Origin of the sequence: Streptomyces sp. NPDC020780, assembly GCF_044334475.1 — a bacterium.
Classification (GTDB): domain Bacteria; phylum Actinomycetota; class Actinomycetes; order Streptomycetales; family Streptomycetaceae; genus Streptomyces.
This window is the reverse complement of record NZ_JBIRTB010000002.1, coordinates 246080-265867: the sequence shown is the minus strand read 5'-3', so window position 1 is coordinate 265867 and position 19788 is coordinate 246080. Positions and strand designations below refer to the sequence as shown.

Sequence of the window (19788 nt, the reverse complement as noted above, 5' to 3'; positions counted from 1 at the left end):
AAGCGTCGCTGAAAGAACTGTGCGGAAACTTTCGATGGACCTGACGGTTCCCGGTGGGCCACAGTCGGCCCATGACCACCGACGCGAGCGGGACCACATTCCAGGACACCGACCCCCACGCCCATGACGCGGCCCCCTACGGCGGTGGCGACCCCTACGCCGACTACCGCACCGCCACCGGCCTGGCCTTCACCGACCTCGTCGACCTCGCCGACCGCCGGCTCGGCGCCGGGGTGATCGCCGCCAACGACGAGTTCTTCGCCGAGCGCGAGAACCTCCTGATCCGCGAGCCCGCCGTCTTCGACCCCGAGCGCTTCGGCCACAAGGGCAAGATCATGGACGGCTGGGAGACCCGCCGCCGCCGCGGCACCGACGGCGCCCACCCCTTCCCCGCCCCCGAGGACCACGACTGGGCGATCGTGCGCCTCGGCGCCCCCGGCGTCATCCGGGGCATCGTCGTCGACACCGCCCACTTCCGGGGCAACTACCCCCAGCGCGTCTCCGTCCAGGCGACCGCCGTCGAAGGCGCCCCGGGCGCCGAGGACCTCCTCGCCGACGACGTGAAGTGGGAGGAGATCCTCCCGCCGACCCCCGTACGCGGCCACGCGGCCAACGCCTTCGAGATCACGGGCGAACGCCGGTACACCCATGTCCGCCTCTGCCAGCACCCCGACGGAGGCATCGCCCGCCTCCGCGTCCACGGTGAGGTCGTCCCCGATCCGGTCTGGCTTGCGGCCCTGGGCACGATCGACCTGATCTCGATCCTCAACGGTGGCATGTACGAGGACGCGTCGGACCGCTTCTACTCCTCACCGGCACAGATCATCCTGCCCGGGACCTCCCGCAAGATGGACGACGGCTGGGAGAACCGCCGCCGCCGGGTCCGTGGCACCCACGACTGGGTCCGCTTCCGGCTGCCCGCCCAGGGCGCGGTACGCGCCGTCGAGATCGACACCGCCTACCTCAAGGGCAACGCGGCCGGCTGGATCAGCCTCCACGGCCGCGACGGTGACACCGGCGCATGGCACGAGATCATCCCCCGCACCCGGCTCCAGCCGGACACCCCGCACCGCTTCGTCCTGGACACCGAGGCCGTGGTCACCCACGTCCGCCTCGACGCCTTCCCCGACGGCGGAGTGGCCCGCATGCGCCTGCACGGGTCCCTGACGGAGGCCGGTACCGCCGAACTGACCGGCCGCTACGAGCGATCGGCCCTCTGACCCCACCGCTCCCGCCCGGCGGACGGCTGCGCATCGCGCCTGCCCGCCGGGCGGTTCCCACTCCGGTCAGGCGGTGGCCGCCGCCGCGTCCGCGGCCTGGGCCCGGAGCGCGCGCTCCACACCCGCGCGGGACTCCGACATCAGCCGCCGCAGGGCCGCGCTCGGCCGCGCCGACTCCAGCCAGGCGTCCGTGGCGTCCAGGGTCTCCTGGGAGACCTGGAGGGCCGGGTACAGACCGACCGCGATCTGCTGGGCCATCTCGTGACTGCGCGCGTCCCAGACGTCCTTCACCGCCGCGAAGTACTTCTCCGTGTACGGGGCCAGCAGTTCCCGCTGCTCCGTCTGCACGAAGCCGCCGATCACCGCCTCCTGGAGGGAGTTCGGCAGCTTGTCGGACTCGACGACCGACGCCCACGCCTCGGCCTTCGCCGCCTCGGAGGGCTGCGCCGCGCGCGCGGACGCCGCGTGGCGTTCGCCCGCCGCCGTCCGGTCACGCTCGTACTCCGCGGTGATCTCCTCCTCGTCCAGCAGACCGGCCGCGGCCAGCCGCTGCACGAACGCCCAGCGCAGCTCCGTGTCCACGGCCAGCCCCTCGATCTCCTGGGTGCCGTCCAGCAGCGCTTGCAGCAGGTCCAGGTGGAGCGGGCTGCGGGCCGTCGCCGCGAAGGCACGGGCCCAGGCCAGCTGGTGGTCGCTGCCCGGCTCCGCCGCGCGCAGGTGCGCCAGCGTGGCCTCGGTCCACTGCGACAGACCCGCCTCACGCCACTCGGGCGCCGCGTACAGGTCAAGCGCCAGCTTCACCTGGCGGTGCAGCGACTGGACGACGCCGATGTCCGACTCCTTGCCGATCCCGGAGAGGACCAGCGCCAGGTAGTCGCGCGTCGCCATCTCGCCGTCGCGCGTCATGTCCCAGGCGGAGGCCCAGCTCAGTGCACGGGGCAGGGACTCGGCGAAGTCGCCCAGGTGCGCGGTGACGACCCGCAGCGACTCCTCGTCGAGGCGGACCTTGGCGTACGACAGGTCGTCGTCGTTGAGCAGGACGACCGCGGGCCGGGCCGTGCCGGCCGGGAACGGCACCGTCGTGCGCTCGCCCTCGACGTCCAGCTCCAGCCGCCGCGTACGGACCAGCTTCCCGGCCGCGTCGAGGTCGTAGCAGCCGACGGCGATCCGGTGCGGGCGCAGCGTCGGCTCGCCCTTGGCGCCGGCGGGCAGCGCCGGGGCCTCCTGCAGGACGGTGAACGAGGTGACGTGACCGTTGCCGTCGGTCTCGATCTCCGGGCGCAGGATGTTGATGCCGGCCGTCTCCAGCCACGCCTTCGACCAGGTCTTCAGGTCGCGGCCGGAGGTCTCCTCCAGGGCGCCCAGCAGGTCGGACAGGCGCGTGTTGCCGAACGCGTGCGCCTTGAAGTACGCCTGCACGCCCTTGAAGAACGCGTCCATGCCGACATATGCCACGAGCTGCTTCAGGACCGAGGCGCCCTTGGCGTAGGTGATGCCGTCGAAGTTCACCAGGACGTCGTCGAGGTCCCGGATGTCCGCCATGATCGGGTGCGTGGACGGCAGCTGGTCCTGGCGGTAGGCCCACGTCTTCATGGAGTTGGCGAACGTGGTCCAGGAGTGCGGCCACTTCGAGCCCTCGGCGTACGCCTGGCAGGCGATCGAGGTGTAGGTGGCGAACGACTCGTTCAGCCAGAGGTCGTTCCACCACTCCATGGTGACCAGGTCGCCGAACCACATGTGGGCCAGCTCGTGGAGGATGGTCTCCGCGCGCGTCTCGTACGCGGCGTCCGTGACCTTCGAGCGGAACACGTACTGGTCGCGGATGGTGACCGCGCCGGCGTTCTCCATCGCGCCCGCGTTGAACTCCGGGACGAAGAGCTGGTCGTACTTGGCGAACGGGTACGCGTAGTCGAACTTCTCCTGGAACCACTCGAAGCCCTGCCGCGTGACCGCGAAGATCTCCTCGGCGTCGAGGTACTCGGCGAGCGAGGGGCGGCAGTAGATGCCGAGCGGCACGGAGCGGCCGTCCTTCTCGTAGCTGCTGTGCACCGCGTGGTACGGGCCGGCGATCAGCGCCGTGATGTACGTGGAGATGCGCGGCGTCGGCTCGAAGGACCAGACGTCGCCCGATGGTTCCGGCGTCGGCGAGTTGGAGATCACGGTCCAGCCGGACGGTGCCTTCACGGTGAACCGGAAGGTCGCCTTCAGGTCGGGCTGCTCGAAGCTCGCGAACACGCGCCGTGCGTCCGGGACTTCGAACTGGGTGTAGAGGTAGGCCTGCTCGTCGACCGGGTCGACGAAGCGGTGCAGGCCCTCACCGGTGTTCGTGTACGCGCAGTCGGCGACGACCTTGAGCTCGTTGGCACCGGCCTGGAGGTGCTTCAGCGTGATCCGGGAGTCCCGGAAAACGGCGGCGACGTCCAGGTCCTGGCCGTTCAGCACGACGTCGTGCACGGCCGGGGCGACCAGGTCGATGAAGGTCTCCGCACCGGCTTCGGCGGAGTCGAAGCGCACGGTGGTGACGGACCGGTAGGTGCCACCCTCCTGCGCCCCGGAGAGGTCGAGATCGATCTCGTACGCGTCCACGGTCAGCAGGCGCGCCCGCTCCTGTGCCTCTTCGCGGGTCAGATTCGTGCCAGGCACGCGGTCATCTCCTTGATCTGTGACGTTTTCGGTCATCCTTCCACGTGGGGCGCGTACAACGCGATGTCCGTTTTCCGCCGGACCCGTGGCGCCGTCCCGGGGATGCTCGGCACATGACCCGATACGAGGCACTGCCCATCGACCCCGCGGCCCTGGAGGAGCTCCGCGCGAGCGACGACGCGGGCCGCCCCTGCGCCCCGTACAGGGTCACGGAAGGGGGCGCCCCCCTGCGCTGCTGCCTGCGGGGAGCGGAGCCGGGCGAGCGCATCGCCCTGGTCTCGTACGCGCCGCTGCGGCGCTGGGCGGCACGGACGTGGGCGCGTCCCGGGGCCTACGACGAACAGGGGCCGGTCTTCGTCCACGCAGAGGAGTGCGGGGGACCGGACCCCGACGCGGCGGGCTACCCGTTCTCCCGGGCCGGCGCGTTGCGTACCGTGCGCCGCTACAGCGCGGAGGGGCACATCGTCGGCGGCCGGCTCCTGGAGATCCCCGCCGACGAGGAGCGGGGGTACGACGCGGCACTGGCGGAGGCCTTCGCCGACCCCCGGGTGGCGCTGGTGCATGTACGGGCCGTGGAGTACGGATGCTTCCACTTCGAGGTACGGCGGGGCTGACACACGAGGGGGCGGCCACCGGACCCGCGGTGGCCGCCCCCTCGCCGTCGGCCGGGTCAGCCAGTGAGCTCCGCCGCGACCAGCTCCGCGATCTGCACCGCGTTCAGCGCGGCGCCCTTGCGCAGGTTGTCGTTGGACACGAAGAGCGCGAGACCGTGCTCGACGGTCTCGTCGACCCGGATGCGGCCCACGTACGAGGCGTCCTTGCCGGCCGCCTGGAGCGGGGTCGGGATCTCGGAGAGCTCCACGCCCTCGGCGTCCTTCAGCAGCTCGTAGGCGCGCTCGACGCTGATCGGTCGCGCGAACCGGGCGTTGATCTGGAGGGAGTGGCCGGAGAAGACCGGGACCCGCACGCAGGTGCCGGACACCTTGAGCCCGGGGATCTCCAGGATCTTGCGGGACTCGTTGCGGAGCTTCTGCTCCTCGTCGGTCTCGAAGGAACCGTCGTCGACGATCGAACCGGCGAGCGGGAGTACGTTGAAGGCGATCGGGCGCTCGTAGACGGCCGGCTCGGGGAAGTCGACGGCGCCGCCGTCGTGCGTCAGCTTGTCCGCGTCGGCGACGACCTTGGACGCCTGGCCGTGCAGCTCCGCGACGCCGGCGACGCCGGAACCGGACACCGCCTGGTAGGTGGCGACCGTCAGCGCGTCGAGCTGCGCCTCCTCGTGCAGCGGCCGCAGCACGGGCATGGCGGCCATCGTCGTGCAGTTCGGGTTGGCGATGATGCCCTTGGGGCGGTTCGCGATCGCGTGTGCGTTGACCTCCGAGACCACCAGCGGCACCTCGGGGTCCTTGCGCCAGGCGGAGGAGTTGTCGATCACGACGGCACCCTGGGAGGCGACCTTCTCGGCCAGCGCCTTCGAGGTCGCCCCGCCCGCGGAGAACAGCACGATGTCGAGACCGGTGTAGTCCGCCGTGGAGGCGTCCTCCACCGTGATGTCCGTGCCCTCGTACGTGATCGTGGAGCCCGCGGAGCGCGCGGAGGCGAAGAGCCGCAGCTCGGCGACGGGGAACTTCCGCTCGGCCAGGATCCTGCGCATGACTGTGCCGACCTGACCGGTGGCGCCGACGATTCCGACCTTCACAGGAACTCCTTCAAGCGTACGAACGGGCACGGTGCCGGTCCATGATGCGTATGTCCACGCCCCCTTTGTCCAATCCATTGTCCGGCAGACGGACGGGTGCGCGAACGGGTGCGCGGACGGGTGCGCGGGAGGGGGGCGCGGACGGCACGGACACGCCGGTGGGGCGGGACTCCGGAGAGTGCCCGCCCCACTGGCGTACGTGTCACATGCGCGTCAGCAGGTCTACGGCGTGACCTTCCCGATCACGACGCTGCCGGTGCCCGCCGCGGTGCCGCGGGCGTTCACCAGCCGGACCTCGCCGAAGAACTGCCGGCCCTCGGGGGCCGCCCCGGCGACCACGACCTCGGCGCCGACCTGGGCGGACGCGCCGTTGGCCAGGTTCACGGCCTTCGACTCGTCGACCTGGATCGTGCCGAGCGACGGTGCGTAGTACACGTCGCGGTAGTCGTACTCGGTGGTCCCGGCCGGGACCGAGTAGCCGTCGACGACGACTGTGTAGGTGCCGGCCGCCGGCTTCAGCAGGCTGACCGACTCCTCGGAGCCCGCCGTCGTGGAGGCGCCGACCTCGGTGTCGCCCTTGTAGACGTAGAGGTCGATGTCGGCGTTGGCGTCCGAGGTGCCGCCGATGGCGACGTCCAGCTTCTCGACGCCCTCACCGATGGTGACCGTCCGGGTGTACTCACCACCCGTGGAGATCGACGGACGCTCGACGTCGGCCGAGCCCAGCGAGCCGCCCTTCAGGGAGCCCTCCAGGTCACCGGCGTTGTTGGTGACCGTCCAGTCCACCGCGGCCGGGGTGCCGACCTTCGCCTCGGCGAGGGTGCGCACCGCCGGGTCGAAGGTGGCGCCGAGCAGCGAGACGTCCAGCTTGTACGGGTTGTCCAGCAGCGGCGACGTACGGCGCGACTCGACCTCGATCTCCCAGACGCCGGGCTGCGGGTCCTTGTAGGAGCGCGTGTCCGGGCGGCAGGTGTTGGCCGGGTTCTCGTAGTTCGGGTAGCAGAAGATCGTGGAGCTGTCCTCCACCGCGACCCCGTAGGGGTGGAGGGAGATGAACCGCGTCTGGCTGCCCGAGCGCAGGGCGCTGAGCGCGACCTCGAGGGTCTTGGCGCCTTCCGGGACGTTCAGGAAGTACGACGTGGTGCCGTTGCGCTGCACCGAGCCGGTCGTGGAGAACGCGTAAGCCGGCTTCACCAGGTCCTTGGCGACGACCACCGTGGAGAGGATCTGCCGGTCCACGCCGCTGGTCCTCGAGTCGTCCACCTGCAGGATCGCGCTGTGCACGCCCGCGGTGCGCGGCGTGGCCCGCACCGTGACGGTCACCGGCTTGCCGAGCGGCAGGGAGACGGTGCTCGAACCGGCCAGGGAGAAGGTGCCGTCGTTGTTCTTCCACGACAGCGTGTGCTTCACGGCCTTGTCCGGACCCGTGGTGCGGGTGACGGTGACGTCGTACGACTTCTTCTGGCCGGCCTTCAGGCCGCCCTCACGGTCGTACAGGCCGGTACCGAAGCCCGGGTCCTTCAGCGCGAAGTCGATCGCGGTGTCGACCGGGGCCTTCACCGCGTACTCGTGTGCCGGGGTGCCCTGCTTCTTGATCTGCTTCCAGGCGCCGACGATGTTGATCAGACCGGCACCCTGGGCGTGCGCGGGCACGCCGTCGATGTGGGTGGCGGTGCTGGTCAGCGCGGTCCGCAGGTCCGCCGGGGGAAGCTCGATGTGCTTCTGCTTCGCGGCGGACAGCAGCAGCGCCGTCGCGCCGGCGGCCTGCGGCGAGGACATCGAGGTGCCCTGCAGCATGGAGTAGCCGGCGGGGAGCGAGTAGCCCGCCTCCTTGACCGGACCGCCGGGGAGCCAGGTCTGGGTGGTGTTGATGGACGCGCCCGGAGCCGTCAGGATCGGGGCGAAGCCGCCGTCCTCACGCGGACCGCGCGAGGAGAAGGGCAGCATGTCGTACTTCTTGGTGACGGCGGAGCCGTAGTTCGCGGCCCACGTCTCCTTGGAGATCGACGCGCCCACCGAGATGACGTGATCGGCGAGGCCGGGGTCACCGATGGTGTTCAGACCCGGGCCCTCGTTGCCGGCCGAGATGACCAGCTGGACGCCGTAGACGTCGATGAGCCGCTTGTAGAGCTCGGCGCGTGCGTTGTTGCCGTCGTTGAGCGGCGGCAGGCCACCGATCGACATGTTGACGACGTCGACACCGCGGTTGACGACGAGGTCGATCATGCCCTCGGTCAGCGCGATGTTGGTGCAGCCGCCGGACCAGGTGCAGGCGCGGGAGGAGACGATCTTGGCGCCGGGCGCCGCGCCGTTCATCTTGCCGCCGAACAGGCCGTTGGCCGCGGTGATGCCCGCGACGTGCGTGCCGTGCTCGCTCTCGATGACGCCGATGCTGACGAAGTCGCTCGTGCTGCCGGCCGCGTTGTACACGACGTTCTTGCGGGTCTCTACGACGAACGGGATGCGCTCGACGACGTCGGTCCGCGGGTCGTCCTCACCGAAGTAGGCGACCTGGTGCTTGTCCTTGTAGGGCTTGAGCACGGCGTCGTCGGAGAAGTCCGCGTTGCTGTTCAGGTCGACACGGGTGGTGCCGGTGACCGGGTCGTACAGCACGCCCCACGTGTCGGTGGTGTCACCGTCGCGGTTGAGGTCACCCGCCATGTCGCCGCCCTTGGTGGCGGCTTCCCTGAACTCCTTGAAGCGGTAGGAGCCGACCGGCGCCGAGTACGTCCTGCCCCCGGCGGTGAACGTCGGGCCCGTGACGGCCGCGTCCATCCGCAGCCAGGTGCCGTCGCCGTCGCTGACCGGGTCCGTCGCCGTCACCCAGTCGACGATCTTGCGCTCGCCGGTGGTGGTCTTCTGCAACGCGGGGTGACCGAGGTCGACACCGGAGTCCAGGACGCCGATGGTGATCCCGCGGCCGTCGGCCTGGGGGTGCTGCTTCACGAAGTCGACCGCGCCCGTCTCGAAGGACGGGTTGTACGGGTTCTTCGCGGGGGTGTTCCTGTCCGGCGCCGCGTAACTACCCGTGGCCTTCGGCTGCTTCGCCCCGGCGGCCCGGTCGCCCGCGGGCGTCGGGTCGTCCAGCTGGATCTCCTGCTTGAGATCGATGCCGTGGACCGACGACAGCTTCTGCGCCGCCTTGATGGTGGCCTCGGCCGCCGAGGTCGGCACGGTCGCCCGTACGTAGCCGAGCTTGTCGTACGTCTGCCCCAGTACGGACCCCTTGACGGAGTCCAGCTGCGCGGTCACCTGCTCGGTGGCACCCGGCGCGGTGGCGACCATCATCGTGATGTTCTTCTCGCCCGCGGCCTCGGCCTTCGCCAGGACGTCGGCGTCGGCCCGGCCGAGCTTGTCACCCTTGTCACCGGTGGCGGCGGGCTTCACCGGGGCTGCCGCCGGGCCGTCGGCGGCGAACACCGGGGCGGCACCGGAGGCGGCCAGTGCGGCCGCCAGGCCGGCGGCGGCGGCGATACGTACCGCGCGTCTCGCCCCGGGTATGGAGCTGGGGGATTCCTTGGTCATCAGCATCCCTGTGATGTGAAAGAGAAAGTCCGGAATTCGGTACCGGATGACCGCTCAGCCTTTCGTAAGGGACGGGGTTTTGTGGAGACTTGGCGAGGCTGAGAAACGAACATGGCGTAGATCCGCCACCGTTGATAATGCGCCACGCGGGACGAACAGGACGAAATCCCTGTCACCGCGGCAGCACCACGACGTAGGCCGCCGGTTCGCGGTCCCCGGCCGCCATCATCGCCGTACGCACCACCACCGCCTGGTCCGCCGGGGCCTCGCGCAGCATCCTGGGAGTCGTGCGCACGACCGTGATCCCGAGCCGTTCCAGGTGCTCCCGCTCGGCGGCGAAGGTGACGTGCTCCTCGCGGGGCGCGCGTGCGCCGACCTCCAGCGCGACCGCCTGATCGGGCCAGTACGCGTCCACCCCGCCCAGGAAGGTTCCGCCCGGCAGGCGCAGGTCCACGTTCCACAGCGGCTCCGGCAACCCGTGGCCGCGCACCATCGCGTAGAGCCGGCCCTCCGCCACCGCGCGCCCCTCGGCGAGCAGGGCGTCCACCGCGTCCACCACCTGCGGCCGGCCCAGCAGCCGGGCGGCGCTCAGCTCCCGTACGACCGCGGCCGGTTCGCAGTGGCCGCCGCGGACCGCCTCCGTCAGGATCGGGCGCACCTGCGAGGGATCCGTCAGCGCGGAGACCGCGTCGGCCAGGGCCCGCTCCACCGGGGCCAGCGGCACTCCGCGCCGCCGCTCGGGCCGGGGGAGCGAGGCCGCCCGGGTCACCTGCACGAACCGGGTGGAGCGCAGCCGCCTCGTGCGCGGCACGAGCAGGTCGATCCGGTGGAGCCCGACCGCCGGCGGCGTGGCCGCGAAGCCGTACAGGGTCAGCGCCGCCAGGCCCGTGACCATCGCCTCGCCGTACCCGTGCTCCGACGTGCCGCCGGCGCCGCGGCGGGCGGCGGCCGGGGGCCGCCCCGCGTACAGCAGGGCGCCGTGCACCCGTTCCCGGTCGGTGGGCGGGCCCGGGTGCAGCAGATACACGCCGGGCAGCAGCTGCTGCCAGGGGCCGCAGGGCAGGCACCGGGCGGCGGTCTGCGCGGCGGTCACACCGAGGGCGCGCAACTGCGTGGCGGACCGCACACGGTGGTGGGGGCCCTGGGCGGGGCGCAGGAGCAGGGGCAGGGGGGTGTTCCGGTTCATGACCGGCAGGGTTCCCCCGGGGCCTCCTGGGGCCGGCCCGTGTTACACGGCCGTCGATATCTCAGGACACCCCCGTCCTAAAGGATGTGTGTTCGACTGCCGAAAGGGGCGAGCATGCCGGGAATGGGGCGGCGCGCGCCCCGCTCGCGCGAGCGGGGCGCGCGCGCCGGGAGTTCACGCCGCCGCGTCGCACTCCTGACCCCGCAGCGCCCGGGCCAGATCGTCCCGCGCTTCCAGGACCAGCCGTCGCAGCGCCGGAGCCGCGTCCGGGTGCGAGGTCAGCCAGGCGTCCGTCGCCGCGAGTGTCGCGGGGTCGTCCTGAAGCCCCGGGAACAGGCCCTTGACCACGTCCATGCCGATCTGGATGGAACGCTCGGCCCACACCCGTTCGATCGCCTCGAAGTACGCGGCCGTGTACGGCGCCAGCAGCTTCCGCTGCGAGGGCTGTCCGAAGCCCGCGATGGTCGCCCCGACGAGCGCGTTGGACAGCTTGTCCGACTCCACGACCACCGCCCACGCCTGCGCCTTGACCTCCGCCGACGGGCGTGAGGCCAGGCACCGCACGTGGTGCCGCTTGCCGGACGCCGTGTCGTCGCGCGCCAGTTCGGCGTCGACGGCAGCCTCGTCGGCCGCGCCGTGTGCGACCAGCGCGGACAGGAACGCCCACCGCAGCTCCTGGTCGACCTCCAGGCCCTCGATCACCGCCGTGCCGTCGAGCAGACCGGCCAGCAGCCGGAAGTCGTCGCCCGAGACGGCGACCGACGCGAAGAACCGCGCCCACGTCAGCTGGTGCTGGCTCCCCGCCTCCGCACGCCGCAGCTCCCGCAGCGCACCCTCGGCCAGCGTCCGGCCGCCCGCCTCCCGCCACGCCGGAGCGGCGTAGTGCACGAGCGCCGACTCCGCCCAGGCGTGCAGCATCTGGAGCACACCGATGTCCGACTCCCGGCCGGCGAAAGCCAGCACCAGGGAGACGAAGTCACGGGCCGGCAACAGCGCGTCCCGGGTCAGGTTCCACAGGGCCGACCAGCACAGCGCACGGGCCAGCGGGTCCGTGACCTCCCCGAGGTGCTCCCGCAGGGTGGCCAGGGAGACGGCGTCGAAGCGGACCTTGCAGTACGTGAGGTCGTCGTCGTTGACCAGGACCAGGTCCGGCCGCTCCGCGCCGGCCAGCTCCGCCACCACCGTGCGTGCCCCGGCGACGTCCACCTCGGCCCGGGCGTACCGCGTCAGTCCGCCCCCGGGGGAGAGCCGGTACAGGCCCACGGCGACCCGGTGCGGGCGCAGCTCCGGGTGGGAGGCGGCCGCTTCCTGCTCCACCGCGAGCTCCGCGACGCCTCCCTCGGCGTCGTACGTCAGGACCGGGGTCAGCGTGTTGACGCCTGCTGTCTGCAGCCACGCGCGCGACCAGGCCGTCATGTCGCGCCCCGACGTCTCGGCCAGCACGGAGAGCAGGTCGCCCAGCTGGGTGTTGCCGTACGCGTGCTGCTTGAAGTAGCGGCGCGCGCCCTCCAGGAACGCGTCCCGGCCCACGTACGCCACCAGCTGCTTCAGCACCGAGGCGCCCTTGGCGTACGTGATGCCGTCGAAGTTCAGCTTGGCGTCCTCCAGGTCACGGATGTCGGCCGTGACGGGGTGGGTGGACGGCAGCTGGTCGGCGCGGTAGGCCCAGGCCTTGCGGTTGTTGGCGAAGGTGGTCCAGCCGTTGGTGAAGCGGGTCGCCTCCACCATCGAGAAGGACCCCATGAAGTCGGCGAAGGACTCCTTCAGCCACAGGTCGTCCCACCACCGCATGGTGACCAGGTCGCCGAACCACATGTGCGCCATCTCGTGCAGGATGACGTTGGCACGGCGCTCGTAGGACGCCGAGGTCACCTTCGAGCGGTAGATGTACTCCTCGCGGAAGGTGACGCAGCCGGGGTTCTCCATGGCGCCGAGGTTGTACTCGGGCACGAACGCCTGGTCGTACTTCCCGAACGGGTACGGGTAGTCGAAGTTGTCGTGGAAGAAGTCCAGGCCCTGCTTGGTGATCAGGAAGATGTCGTCCGCGTCGAAGTACCGCGCGAGCCCCTTGCGGCACATCGCGCCGAGCGGGATCTCCAGCGTCGAGCCGTCGTCGAACGTACGGGTGTAGAGGTCGCTCTCGCAGTGGTACGGGCCGGCGACGACCGCCGTGATGTAGGTCGAGATGGGCTTCGTCTCGGCGAACCGCCACACCTCGCCCTCGTGGAACTCCTCCGCGCCGTTGGACCGGACCGTCCAGCCCTCGGGGGCCGTCACCTGGAAGCGGTAGGGCGCCTTCAGGTCGGGCTGTTCGAAGGTGGCGAAGACGCGCCGCGCGTCGGCCGGCTCGTACTGCGTGTACAGGTAGACCTCGCCGTCCTCCGGGTCGACGAAGCGGTGCATGCCCTCGCCGGTCCGGCTGTACGCGCACCGCGCGTCGACCTCCAGGACGTTCTCACCCTCGGCGAGACCGTCCAGCGCGATCCGCGTGCCGTCGAACACGGCCGCCGGGTCCAGTTCCCGCCCGTTGAGCGTCACGGTGGCCACGGACGGCGCCACCAGGTCGGCGAAGGTCGACGCTCCGGCGCGAGCGGCACGGAAGCGGATCGTGGTCACCGAGCGGAAGGTCCGCGGGCCGGCCTCCCCGTCGTCCCCGTCGGGCTCACCGACGGCGGAACGCAGGTCGAGCGCGACCTCGTATCCGTCCACGGTCAGCAGCTCGGCCCTCTCGCGGGCCTCCTCGCGAGACAGGTTCTCACCCGGCACGGAACACTCCTCTGTGTCACGGACCGACCTGCCGTCGGAGGCGGCCGGTGGGTCCCATCCGATCAGCTCCGATCCTCGCATGCGGCCGGCCGTGCCGGTCAGGGGGAATGCCCGGAGGGCCCCGGAGTGTTCTGTGCCACACGTGGCACCCACACCGCACGAGGAGAGACATGCCCGAGAACAGCACGTCGCACGGCAGGACCCCGGTCGACTTCTGGTTCGACCCGCTCTGCCCCTGGGCCTGGATGACCTCCCGCTGGATGCTCGAGGTCGAGAAAGTCCGTGACGTGGAGGTGCGCTGGCACGTGATGAGCCTGGCCGTGCTCAACGAGAACAGGCTGGACGAGCTGCCCGAGGAGTACCAGGAGATGATGCGGACCCAGGCCTGGGCCCCCGTCCGGGTCGTGGTCGCCGCTCAGCAGAAGCACGGCGACGAGATCGTCGGCGAGCTCTACACGGCCCTGGGGACGCGCTTCCACAACCAGGGCGAGGGCGCGACCCGCGAGGCGATCGCGGGCGCGCTGGCCGACGTCGGCCTGCCGGCCGAGCTGCTGGAGTACGCCGACTCCGACGCGTACGACAAGGAGCTGCGCGCCTCCCACAAGGAGGGCATCGACAAGGTCGGTCAGGACGTCGGCACCCCGGTGATCGCCGTACCGGGTTCCGACGGCGAGCAGATCGCCTTCTTCGGCCCGGTCGTCACCCCCGCACCCAAGGGCGAGGAGGCGGCGAAGCTCTGGGACGGGACGCTGCTCGTGGCGTCGGTCCCCGGCTTCTACGAGATCAAGCGGACCCGCACGCAGGGCCCGATCTTCGACTGACGCCCCGCGTCCGGGCACGGACGCATCCCCTGCGGCATGGGAGAACCCCCGCGAGTCCTGTCCTCGCGGGGGTTCTCCGTTGTTCCGCCTGCCGGGTGAAGGCTGAGAAGACGATCACGGGGCAGGACGACTGCGGCTGTCAGGGGGCGAGCAGGAGCACGTCCCCGCGCTCCTTCGCCGCGGCGTACCGCTTCGCCACGTCCTGCCAGTCGACGACGCGCCACATGGCCTCGATGAAGTCCACCTTCTGGTTCTTGTACTGCAGGTAGAAGGCGTGCTCCCAGGCGTCGAAGACCAGGATCGGGACGGAGCCCTGGCCGACGTTGCCCTGGTGGTCGTAGACCTGCTCGACGATCAGCTTCCCGCTGAGCGGCTCGTAGGCGAGGACGCCCCAGCCGGAGCCCTGGGTGGTCGCCGCGGCCTTGGTCAGCTGGGCCTTGAAGCCGGCGTACGAGCCGAAGGACTCGGCGATGGCGTCCGCCAGGTCCCCCACGCCGTCGGCGGCGAGGGGCTCGCCCCCGCCGTCGCCGCTCATGTTGTGCCAGTAGATCGAGTGGAGGATGTGGCCGGAGAGGTGGAAGGCGAGGCTCTTCTGGAGGCCGTTGACCGCGCCCCAGGCCCCCTTGTCACGCGCTTCCTCCAACTGCTCCAGGGTGTCGTTGGCCCCCTTGACGTACGCGGCGTGGTGCTTGTCGTGGTGGAGCTCGATGATCTGCGGGTTGATGACCGGTTCGAGCGCCGCGTAGTCGTACGGGAGTTCCGGGAGCGTGTACGTGGCCATGAGTGCGAACCCTCCAACTGCGGCATGTTTGTTATTGCAAGTCTTTCGCAAGTGCACGCTATCAGGAGGAGCCCCCGGATGGGGGCCGATCGCGCGTAGGGTCCGGGAGTGACGACAGATCAGGGGACACCGATGCCGTACGTACGGGAGGGCCGACCCGACGAGGCGGCCGCGCTGACCGCGCTGGCCCTGCGGTCCAAGGCGCACTGGGGCTACGACGAGGCGTTCCTGGCCGCCTGCCGTGCGGAGCTCGCGGTACGCCCGCAGGACGTGCAGGCGCGGCGTACGGCGGTGGCGGAGCAGGACGGCAGGGTCCTCGGCTTCACCATGCTGGACGGCGCACCGCCCCGGGGCGCCCTCGGGATGATGTTCGTCGAGCCGGACACCATCGGCAGGGGTGTGGGCAGGCTGCTCCTCGAGCACACGGCGGAGCGGGCCCGGCGGCTCGGTTTCGTCATGCTCACCATCGACGCGGACCCGGGCGCCGAGCCCTTCTACACGGCGATGGGCGCGGTGCGCGTCGGGACGGTCCCCTCGGGGTCCGTCCCGGGCCGTGAACTGCCGTTGCTGGAACTCGCCCTCACCTGACCGCCGGAGGTGTGTGAGGGTGGGTCCCACCGAGTGACCTGACGGGGACATGGGGGGTGTCATGAGCGAGGTGCTCTACGGCGAGCGGTCGTGGAATCCGCTCGCGAACACGGTGGAGCTGACGGGGGACCGGCTGCGCAGGGGCGGCAGGACCACCCCGCTGGACGAGCTGAACCTCGGCGCCATGGCGGAGGCGTACGTGCGGGGGTGCTGGCTGGGAGGCGGTGGCGCCGAGCGCCCGCTGGAACGGCTCGCGGACGGCGCCGGGGTCGTGCCGGTGATCCGGGTGACCGGCACTGCCAAGCCGATGAGGGTACGTCAGGCCGCGTCCTTCGCGCGGGCGTTGGGCGAGCTCGCGGTACGGCGGTGCGGCGGGCCGGAGCAGGTGGCCGCCCTGGCGGACCGGGCCCGGGCCGAGGGCGTACCGCTGTGGATCGCGCGGAGGGCCGCGCCCGGCCCCGCCGGACCCGTCACGGTCGCCGTGGACCGCCGCCTGGTCCGCGTGGACGTATGGGGGCCGCGGGCACCCGTCGTACGGCTACGGGCCCCGCGCGGCTTCCGCGGCGACGCGGCCGGCCTGTCCGGCGGTCTGCGCCTGACCGCCGGTGACGTGGTGGCGGAGCTCGAACTTCGGAAGAGGCTGCGCAAGTCCCGGAGCACGGTCGAGGTGCGGCTGCCCGGGCAGCGCTGGACGCTGCGGCGGGAGAACGCGACGAGCTCGTGGCTGCTGCGCGACGAGCGGCGCGTCGCCCTGCTGGCCCGCCCCCCGCGCCGCCCGGCACGCGAGCCGGGCACGGTGCTGCTGCCGCTGGCCCCCGTGCGCTACGAGAGCACCGACCCGCTGGACGCCGTCATGGCCCAGGTCTTCGCCGTCGCCTTCGGCCTCGGGGACACGACCGGCACGGCGCGCTTCCGGGCCGAGCGGTCCCGGGACGCGGGCGGCGAGCCGGTCGCCACCGACTTCGCGTGGGACCGCCCCTGGTTCAGCAACCTCGGCGTCGGCCGCGACGACAACGAACCCGGTGGCGGCGACGGCTGGGGCGCGGACGGCGGCGACGCCGGTGACTCGGGCGGAGGCGACGGCGGCGACGGGGGAGGGGGCGGTGACGGCGGCGGGGGCGGCGGTGACTAGGTGTTCTGTCCACGGAGGTTGGGTGCGGTGACGGTGATCACGGTCTGGGGATCTTGAACGAGTGAGGGCCTTCCGGGTTCGGCGGGGTCGACCACGTCTGCCGAGACCGCGGCGGAGCCGGCGCCTGATCTGACCCCGGCTGTTCTCGCCCTGCGTACCGATCGTCCCTGGCCCGCCCCCTATCCGACCCGGAAAAGCCCCTGACACGGGCACCACACGCGCGTCGGCGTACCTAACGTGACGGCACGTGCCCCGGCCGGGTCCGTACGACTGATCCCACCGATCTCTTCACGAGGAGGATCCATGCCGTTCAGGGCCCGATCAGGGCTGCGGCTGCTGGCCGCAGCCGTGGGAGCCGTCATGGCCGCTGTCAGCTGCCTCGCCTCCGCTCCCTCGGTCCACGCGTCGCCGTCTTCAGCAGGGGCCCTCCGGTGGGCGCCGTGCGACGATCCGGCGAAGCCGGGAGCCGAGTGCGCCACTCTTGCGGTGCCGGTCGACTGGGCCCACCCGGAGGGGCCGCGACTCGGCCTGGCTGTGGCCCGCCGCAAGGCCGCCGACCCCGGCGCACGCGTCGGCTCGATGGTCTTCGGACCCGGCGGCCCGGGCGACTCGGGTGTGCAGATGGTGGTGCGCCGCGTCAGCCGGTTCAGCCCCGAGGTCCGCCGGAGGTTCGACATCGTCAGCTTCGACCCGCGCGGTGTGGGGGGCAGCAGCCCGGTGACCTGCTCCGGTGACCTACTTGCCGAGCGGCCGTCACCGGAGCTGAAGAGCCAGGCGGACTTCGACGCCACTGTGACGTACGACAAGCGGCTCCGTGCCGACTGCCGGGCCCGTACCGGCCCGGTGTTCGACCACCTCGACACCGCCCAGACGGTCCAGGACCTGGAGGCCCTCCGGGCCGCCCTCGGCGAGCGGAAACTGACCTTCCACGGCAGCTCCTACGGAACGCTGCTCGGCGCGCAGTACGCCGAGACCTTCCCGCGCCGCGTGCGCGCGATGGTGCTGGAGAGCGTCATGGACCACAGCGTGCCGACCACCCGGGACTTCCTGCGGTCCGAGGCGGCCGCGGCAGCGGATTCGTTCCAGGAGTTCGTGAAGTGGTGCGACGGCACCGCGGACTGCGCGCTGCACGGCCGCGACGTACGCGCCCTCTGGCAGGGGTTGCTGGCCCGGGCCGGACGCGGCGAGCTGGAGGACCCGGCGAGGCCGGGTGTCTCGCTGTCGTCTTCGGATCTGGTCAACAAGGTCGCGTTCCGGAAGTTCTACGAGGCTGACTACGCGGGCCTGGCCGTGATGATGGCGGGGATGGAAACGAGCAGGCCGCTGCCGGCCTCTCCCACCTCGACCGCGCCGCTGCCGCCGGCCACCCCGGTCTTCTGCGCGGACTGGCACCTGCCGGTGCGTGGCTATCGGGAGTACGCCTCGCTCGTCGCCATGATGAACAGGACCGCACCCGACATGCCCTACCTGCTGCCGATCCACATGGTGGCGGCGTGTCTGGGCGCGCCGACCACCAACCCGCAGCACCGCCTGGACGCGGACGGTGCCCCGCCGATCCTGCTGTCCAACGCGCTGCACGACCCCGCAACCGGCTACCCGTGGGCGGTCTCGGTGGCCCGGCAGCTCGGCCGCAGCGGCGTGCTCCTCACCTACGAGGGCCAGGGGCACGGCAGCGTCACCAGCGGTCCGTGCATGGAGGACGCGGTGGACGACTACCTCACCGACCTGGCCGTCCCACCGAGGGGCGCCAGCTGTCCCGCGGTGCCGTCCTGAACCGGTTTCCGGAGCGCGCCGGTCAGTCCCGCAGGCCACCACCCGCCCTCAGGTGCGCGGGTCGCGTGCCGCACGCCTCTGCCGCACCAGCCCGACGACGATCAGGACCCCGGTCAGCGCCCCGGTCGCCAGCAGCTGGTCCCGGGTGCCCGGCTGGCGCAGCATCAGGAGGAAGATGCCCGCCATGGCGAGGAGCGCCACGACCGTCAGGCCCGGGAAGAGCCACATGCGGACGACGAGCCGGTCCGGCGCCTCGCGCTCCAGCCGCCGGCGCAGGACCAGCTGGGAGACGGCGATGAAGACCCAGACGACCAGGATCACCGCGCCGATCATGTTGAGCAGCCACGGGAAGACGTCGTCCGGACGCCAGTAGCTGAGCAGGACGCACAGGAAGCCGAAGGCGGACGAGACGAGTACGGCGTTGCGGGGCACACCCGAGGTGATCGTGCCGAGCCGCTTCGGGCCCTGGCCGCGCGCGACGAGCGAGCAGGCCATGCGCGAGGCGCCGTAGATGTTGGCGTTCATCGCGGAGAGCAGGGCGACCAGGATGACCACGTTCATGATCTCCGCGGCGCCGCTGATGCCGAGGTGGTCGAGGGTGGCGTAGAACGGCCCCACCTCGGCGACCTCCGGGAGGTCCCACGGCACGAGGGTGACGACGACCGCCATCGAGCCGACGTAGAAGACCGCGATCCGCCACATCGCCGTGCGCACCGCCTTGGCGACACCCGCCACCGGGTTCTCCGACTCGGCTGCGGCGATCGTGACCGTCTCCAGCCCGCCGTAGGCGAACACGGAGGCGAGCAGCCCGATGATGAAGCCGTTCGAACCGTTCGGCAGGAAACCGCCCGCCCCGGTGAGGTTCGAGCCGCCGGGGGAGTCGGTGCCGGGCAGGACGCCGAGGATAGCGAGCACGCCGAGCACGAGGAAGAGCGTGATCGCGACGACCTTGAGCGCGGCGAACCAGAACTCGAACTCGCCGAAGTTCTTCACGGCGGCCAGGTTGGTACCGAGGAAGACCAGCATGAACAGCGCGACCCACGCCCACGCGGGCGTGCCGGGCAGCCAGCCCGTCACGATCTGCGCGGCGCCGATGCCCTCCAGGCCGACGGCGACGCAGAGCAGCACCCAGAACGCCCACCCGGCGGTGAAGCCCGCCCACGGCCCGATCGCCCGTTCGGCGTGGACGGAGAACGAGCCGGACGCCGGGTCGGCCGCCGACATCTCGCCGAGCATGCGCATCACGAACATGACCAGCAGGCCCGAGATGCCGTAGGCGACGACGATCGAGGGGCCGGCGGCTGCGATGCCCGCCCCGGAGCCGACGAACAGCCCGGCCCCGATGACGCCCCCCAGGGCGATCATCGACAGGTGGCGCTGCTTGAGGCCGTGGGTCAGCGCGGAGTCGGCCGCGGGCGCGGCGGCCTCCGTGGAGGGCGGCGTGGAGGTCCGGGACATGGACAGGCTCTGTTCACTGGTCGGGCGGGAGGTCGGCACACAGTCTGGGCGCGCGCCCCGTCCACGGGGAACGGGTGTCCGCTATACGGTCACCAGGCTCACACGTGGTGCACATCCGCCTACGGTCCTTACCGTGGGACCCGGTTATGGGAAACCTACAGTCTCCTGTGCGGAGCGCCTTCCCTTCCGTCTCGGC

General features: G+C 71.5%; 13 protein-coding genes. 6 read left to right on the top strand and 7 right to left on the bottom strand.

The window, feature by feature from the left end; all coding sequences use genetic code 11:
* The first annotated feature begins 71 nt into the window (after nucleotides 1-71).
* Nucleotides 72-1220, top strand: coding sequence for an allantoicase (gene alc, locus ACH4VO_RS04570; protein WP_360987891.1), 1149 nt, complete (start codon nucleotides 72-74; stop codon nucleotides 1218-1220).
* Between the two features lie 66 nt (nucleotides 1221-1286).
* Here the strand turns inward: alc and pepN (ACH4VO_RS04565) are convergent, their stop codons facing one another.
* On the bottom strand, nucleotides 1287-3863 hold the full coding sequence (gene pepN, locus ACH4VO_RS04565; protein ID WP_360987893.1) for an aminopeptidase N: 2577 nt from the start codon (nucleotides 3861-3863) through the stop codon (nucleotides 1287-1289).
* Nucleotides 3864-3976: 113 nt separating this feature from the next.
* On the opposite strand from pepN (ACH4VO_RS04565), the gene ACH4VO_RS04560 reads away from it, so the two are divergent.
* Nucleotides 3977-4477, top strand: a complete 501-nt coding sequence (locus tag ACH4VO_RS04560) for a DUF1203 domain-containing protein (RefSeq protein WP_360987895.1) — start codon at nucleotides 3977-3979, stop codon at nucleotides 4475-4477.
* A 56-nt stretch (nucleotides 4478-4533) separates the two neighbouring features.
* Here ACH4VO_RS04560 and ACH4VO_RS04555 read toward each other — a convergent pair whose 3' ends face one another.
* The 4 genes from ACH4VO_RS04555 to pepN (ACH4VO_RS04540) form a co-directional block, all read right to left on the bottom strand.
* A complete protein-coding gene (locus ACH4VO_RS04555; RefSeq protein WP_360987897.1) occupies nucleotides 4534-5562 on the bottom strand; it encodes an aspartate-semialdehyde dehydrogenase in 1029 nt (342 codons plus the stop codon).
* A 222-nt stretch (nucleotides 5563-5784) separates the two neighbouring features.
* A complete protein-coding gene (locus ACH4VO_RS04550) occupies nucleotides 5785-9093 on the bottom strand; it encodes a S8 family serine peptidase (RefSeq protein ID WP_360987899.1) in 3309 nt (1102 codons plus the stop codon).
* A gap of 166 nt (nucleotides 9094-9259) precedes the next feature.
* Nucleotides 9260-10273: a hypothetical protein gene (locus ACH4VO_RS04545; RefSeq protein ID WP_360987901.1), complete on the bottom strand. Its 1014-nt coding sequence runs from the start codon at nucleotides 10271-10273 to the stop codon at nucleotides 9260-9262.
* A 174-nt stretch (nucleotides 10274-10447) separates the two neighbouring features.
* Complete coding sequence (gene pepN, locus ACH4VO_RS04540; RefSeq protein WP_360992120.1) at nucleotides 10448-13039, bottom strand: aminopeptidase N; 2592 nt, start codon at nucleotides 13037-13039, stop codon at nucleotides 10448-10450.
* Nucleotides 13040-13209: 170 nt separating this feature from the next.
* Between pepN (ACH4VO_RS04540) and ACH4VO_RS04535 the strand changes: the two genes are divergently transcribed.
* Complete coding sequence (locus tag ACH4VO_RS04535; RefSeq protein WP_360992117.1) at nucleotides 13210-13860, top strand: DsbA family protein; 651 nt, start codon at nucleotides 13210-13212, stop codon at nucleotides 13858-13860.
* Between the two features lie 139 nt (nucleotides 13861-13999).
* Here the strand turns inward: ACH4VO_RS04535 and ACH4VO_RS04530 are convergent, their stop codons facing one another.
* Nucleotides 14000-14641, bottom strand: coding sequence for a superoxide dismutase (locus ACH4VO_RS04530; RefSeq protein WP_069172804.1), 642 nt, complete (start codon nucleotides 14639-14641; stop codon nucleotides 14000-14002).
* A gap of 132 nt (nucleotides 14642-14773) precedes the next feature.
* On the opposite strand from ACH4VO_RS04530, the gene ACH4VO_RS04525 reads away from it, so the two are divergent.
* The 3 genes from ACH4VO_RS04525 to ACH4VO_RS04515 all read left to right on the top strand — a co-directional run bounded on the left by ACH4VO_RS04525 (nucleotide 14774) and on the right by ACH4VO_RS04515 (nucleotide 18134).
* Nucleotides 14774-15229 carry a GNAT family N-acetyltransferase gene (locus ACH4VO_RS04525; protein WP_360992155.1) on the top strand — a complete coding sequence of 152 codons (456 nt, stop codon included), beginning with the start codon at nucleotides 14774-14776 and terminating at the stop codon, nucleotides 15227-15229.
* A 61-nt stretch (nucleotides 15230-15290) separates the two neighbouring features.
* Nucleotides 15291-16361 (top strand): hypothetical protein, encoded by a 1071-nt coding sequence (locus ACH4VO_RS04520; protein WP_360992113.1) that lies wholly within the window; start codon nucleotides 15291-15293, stop codon nucleotides 16359-16361.
* Nucleotides 16362-16664: 303 nt separating this feature from the next.
* Entirely contained in the window at nucleotides 16665-18134 is a 1470-nt protein-coding gene (locus ACH4VO_RS04515) for an alpha/beta hydrolase (protein ID WP_360992111.1), read from the top strand.
* 48 nt (nucleotides 18135-18182) lie between these two features.
* Here the strand turns inward: ACH4VO_RS04515 and ACH4VO_RS04510 are convergent, their stop codons facing one another.
* A complete protein-coding gene (locus ACH4VO_RS04510) occupies nucleotides 18183-19592 on the bottom strand; it encodes an amino acid permease (RefSeq protein WP_360992109.1) in 1410 nt (469 codons plus the stop codon).
* Nucleotides 19593-19788 lie beyond the last annotated feature (196 nt).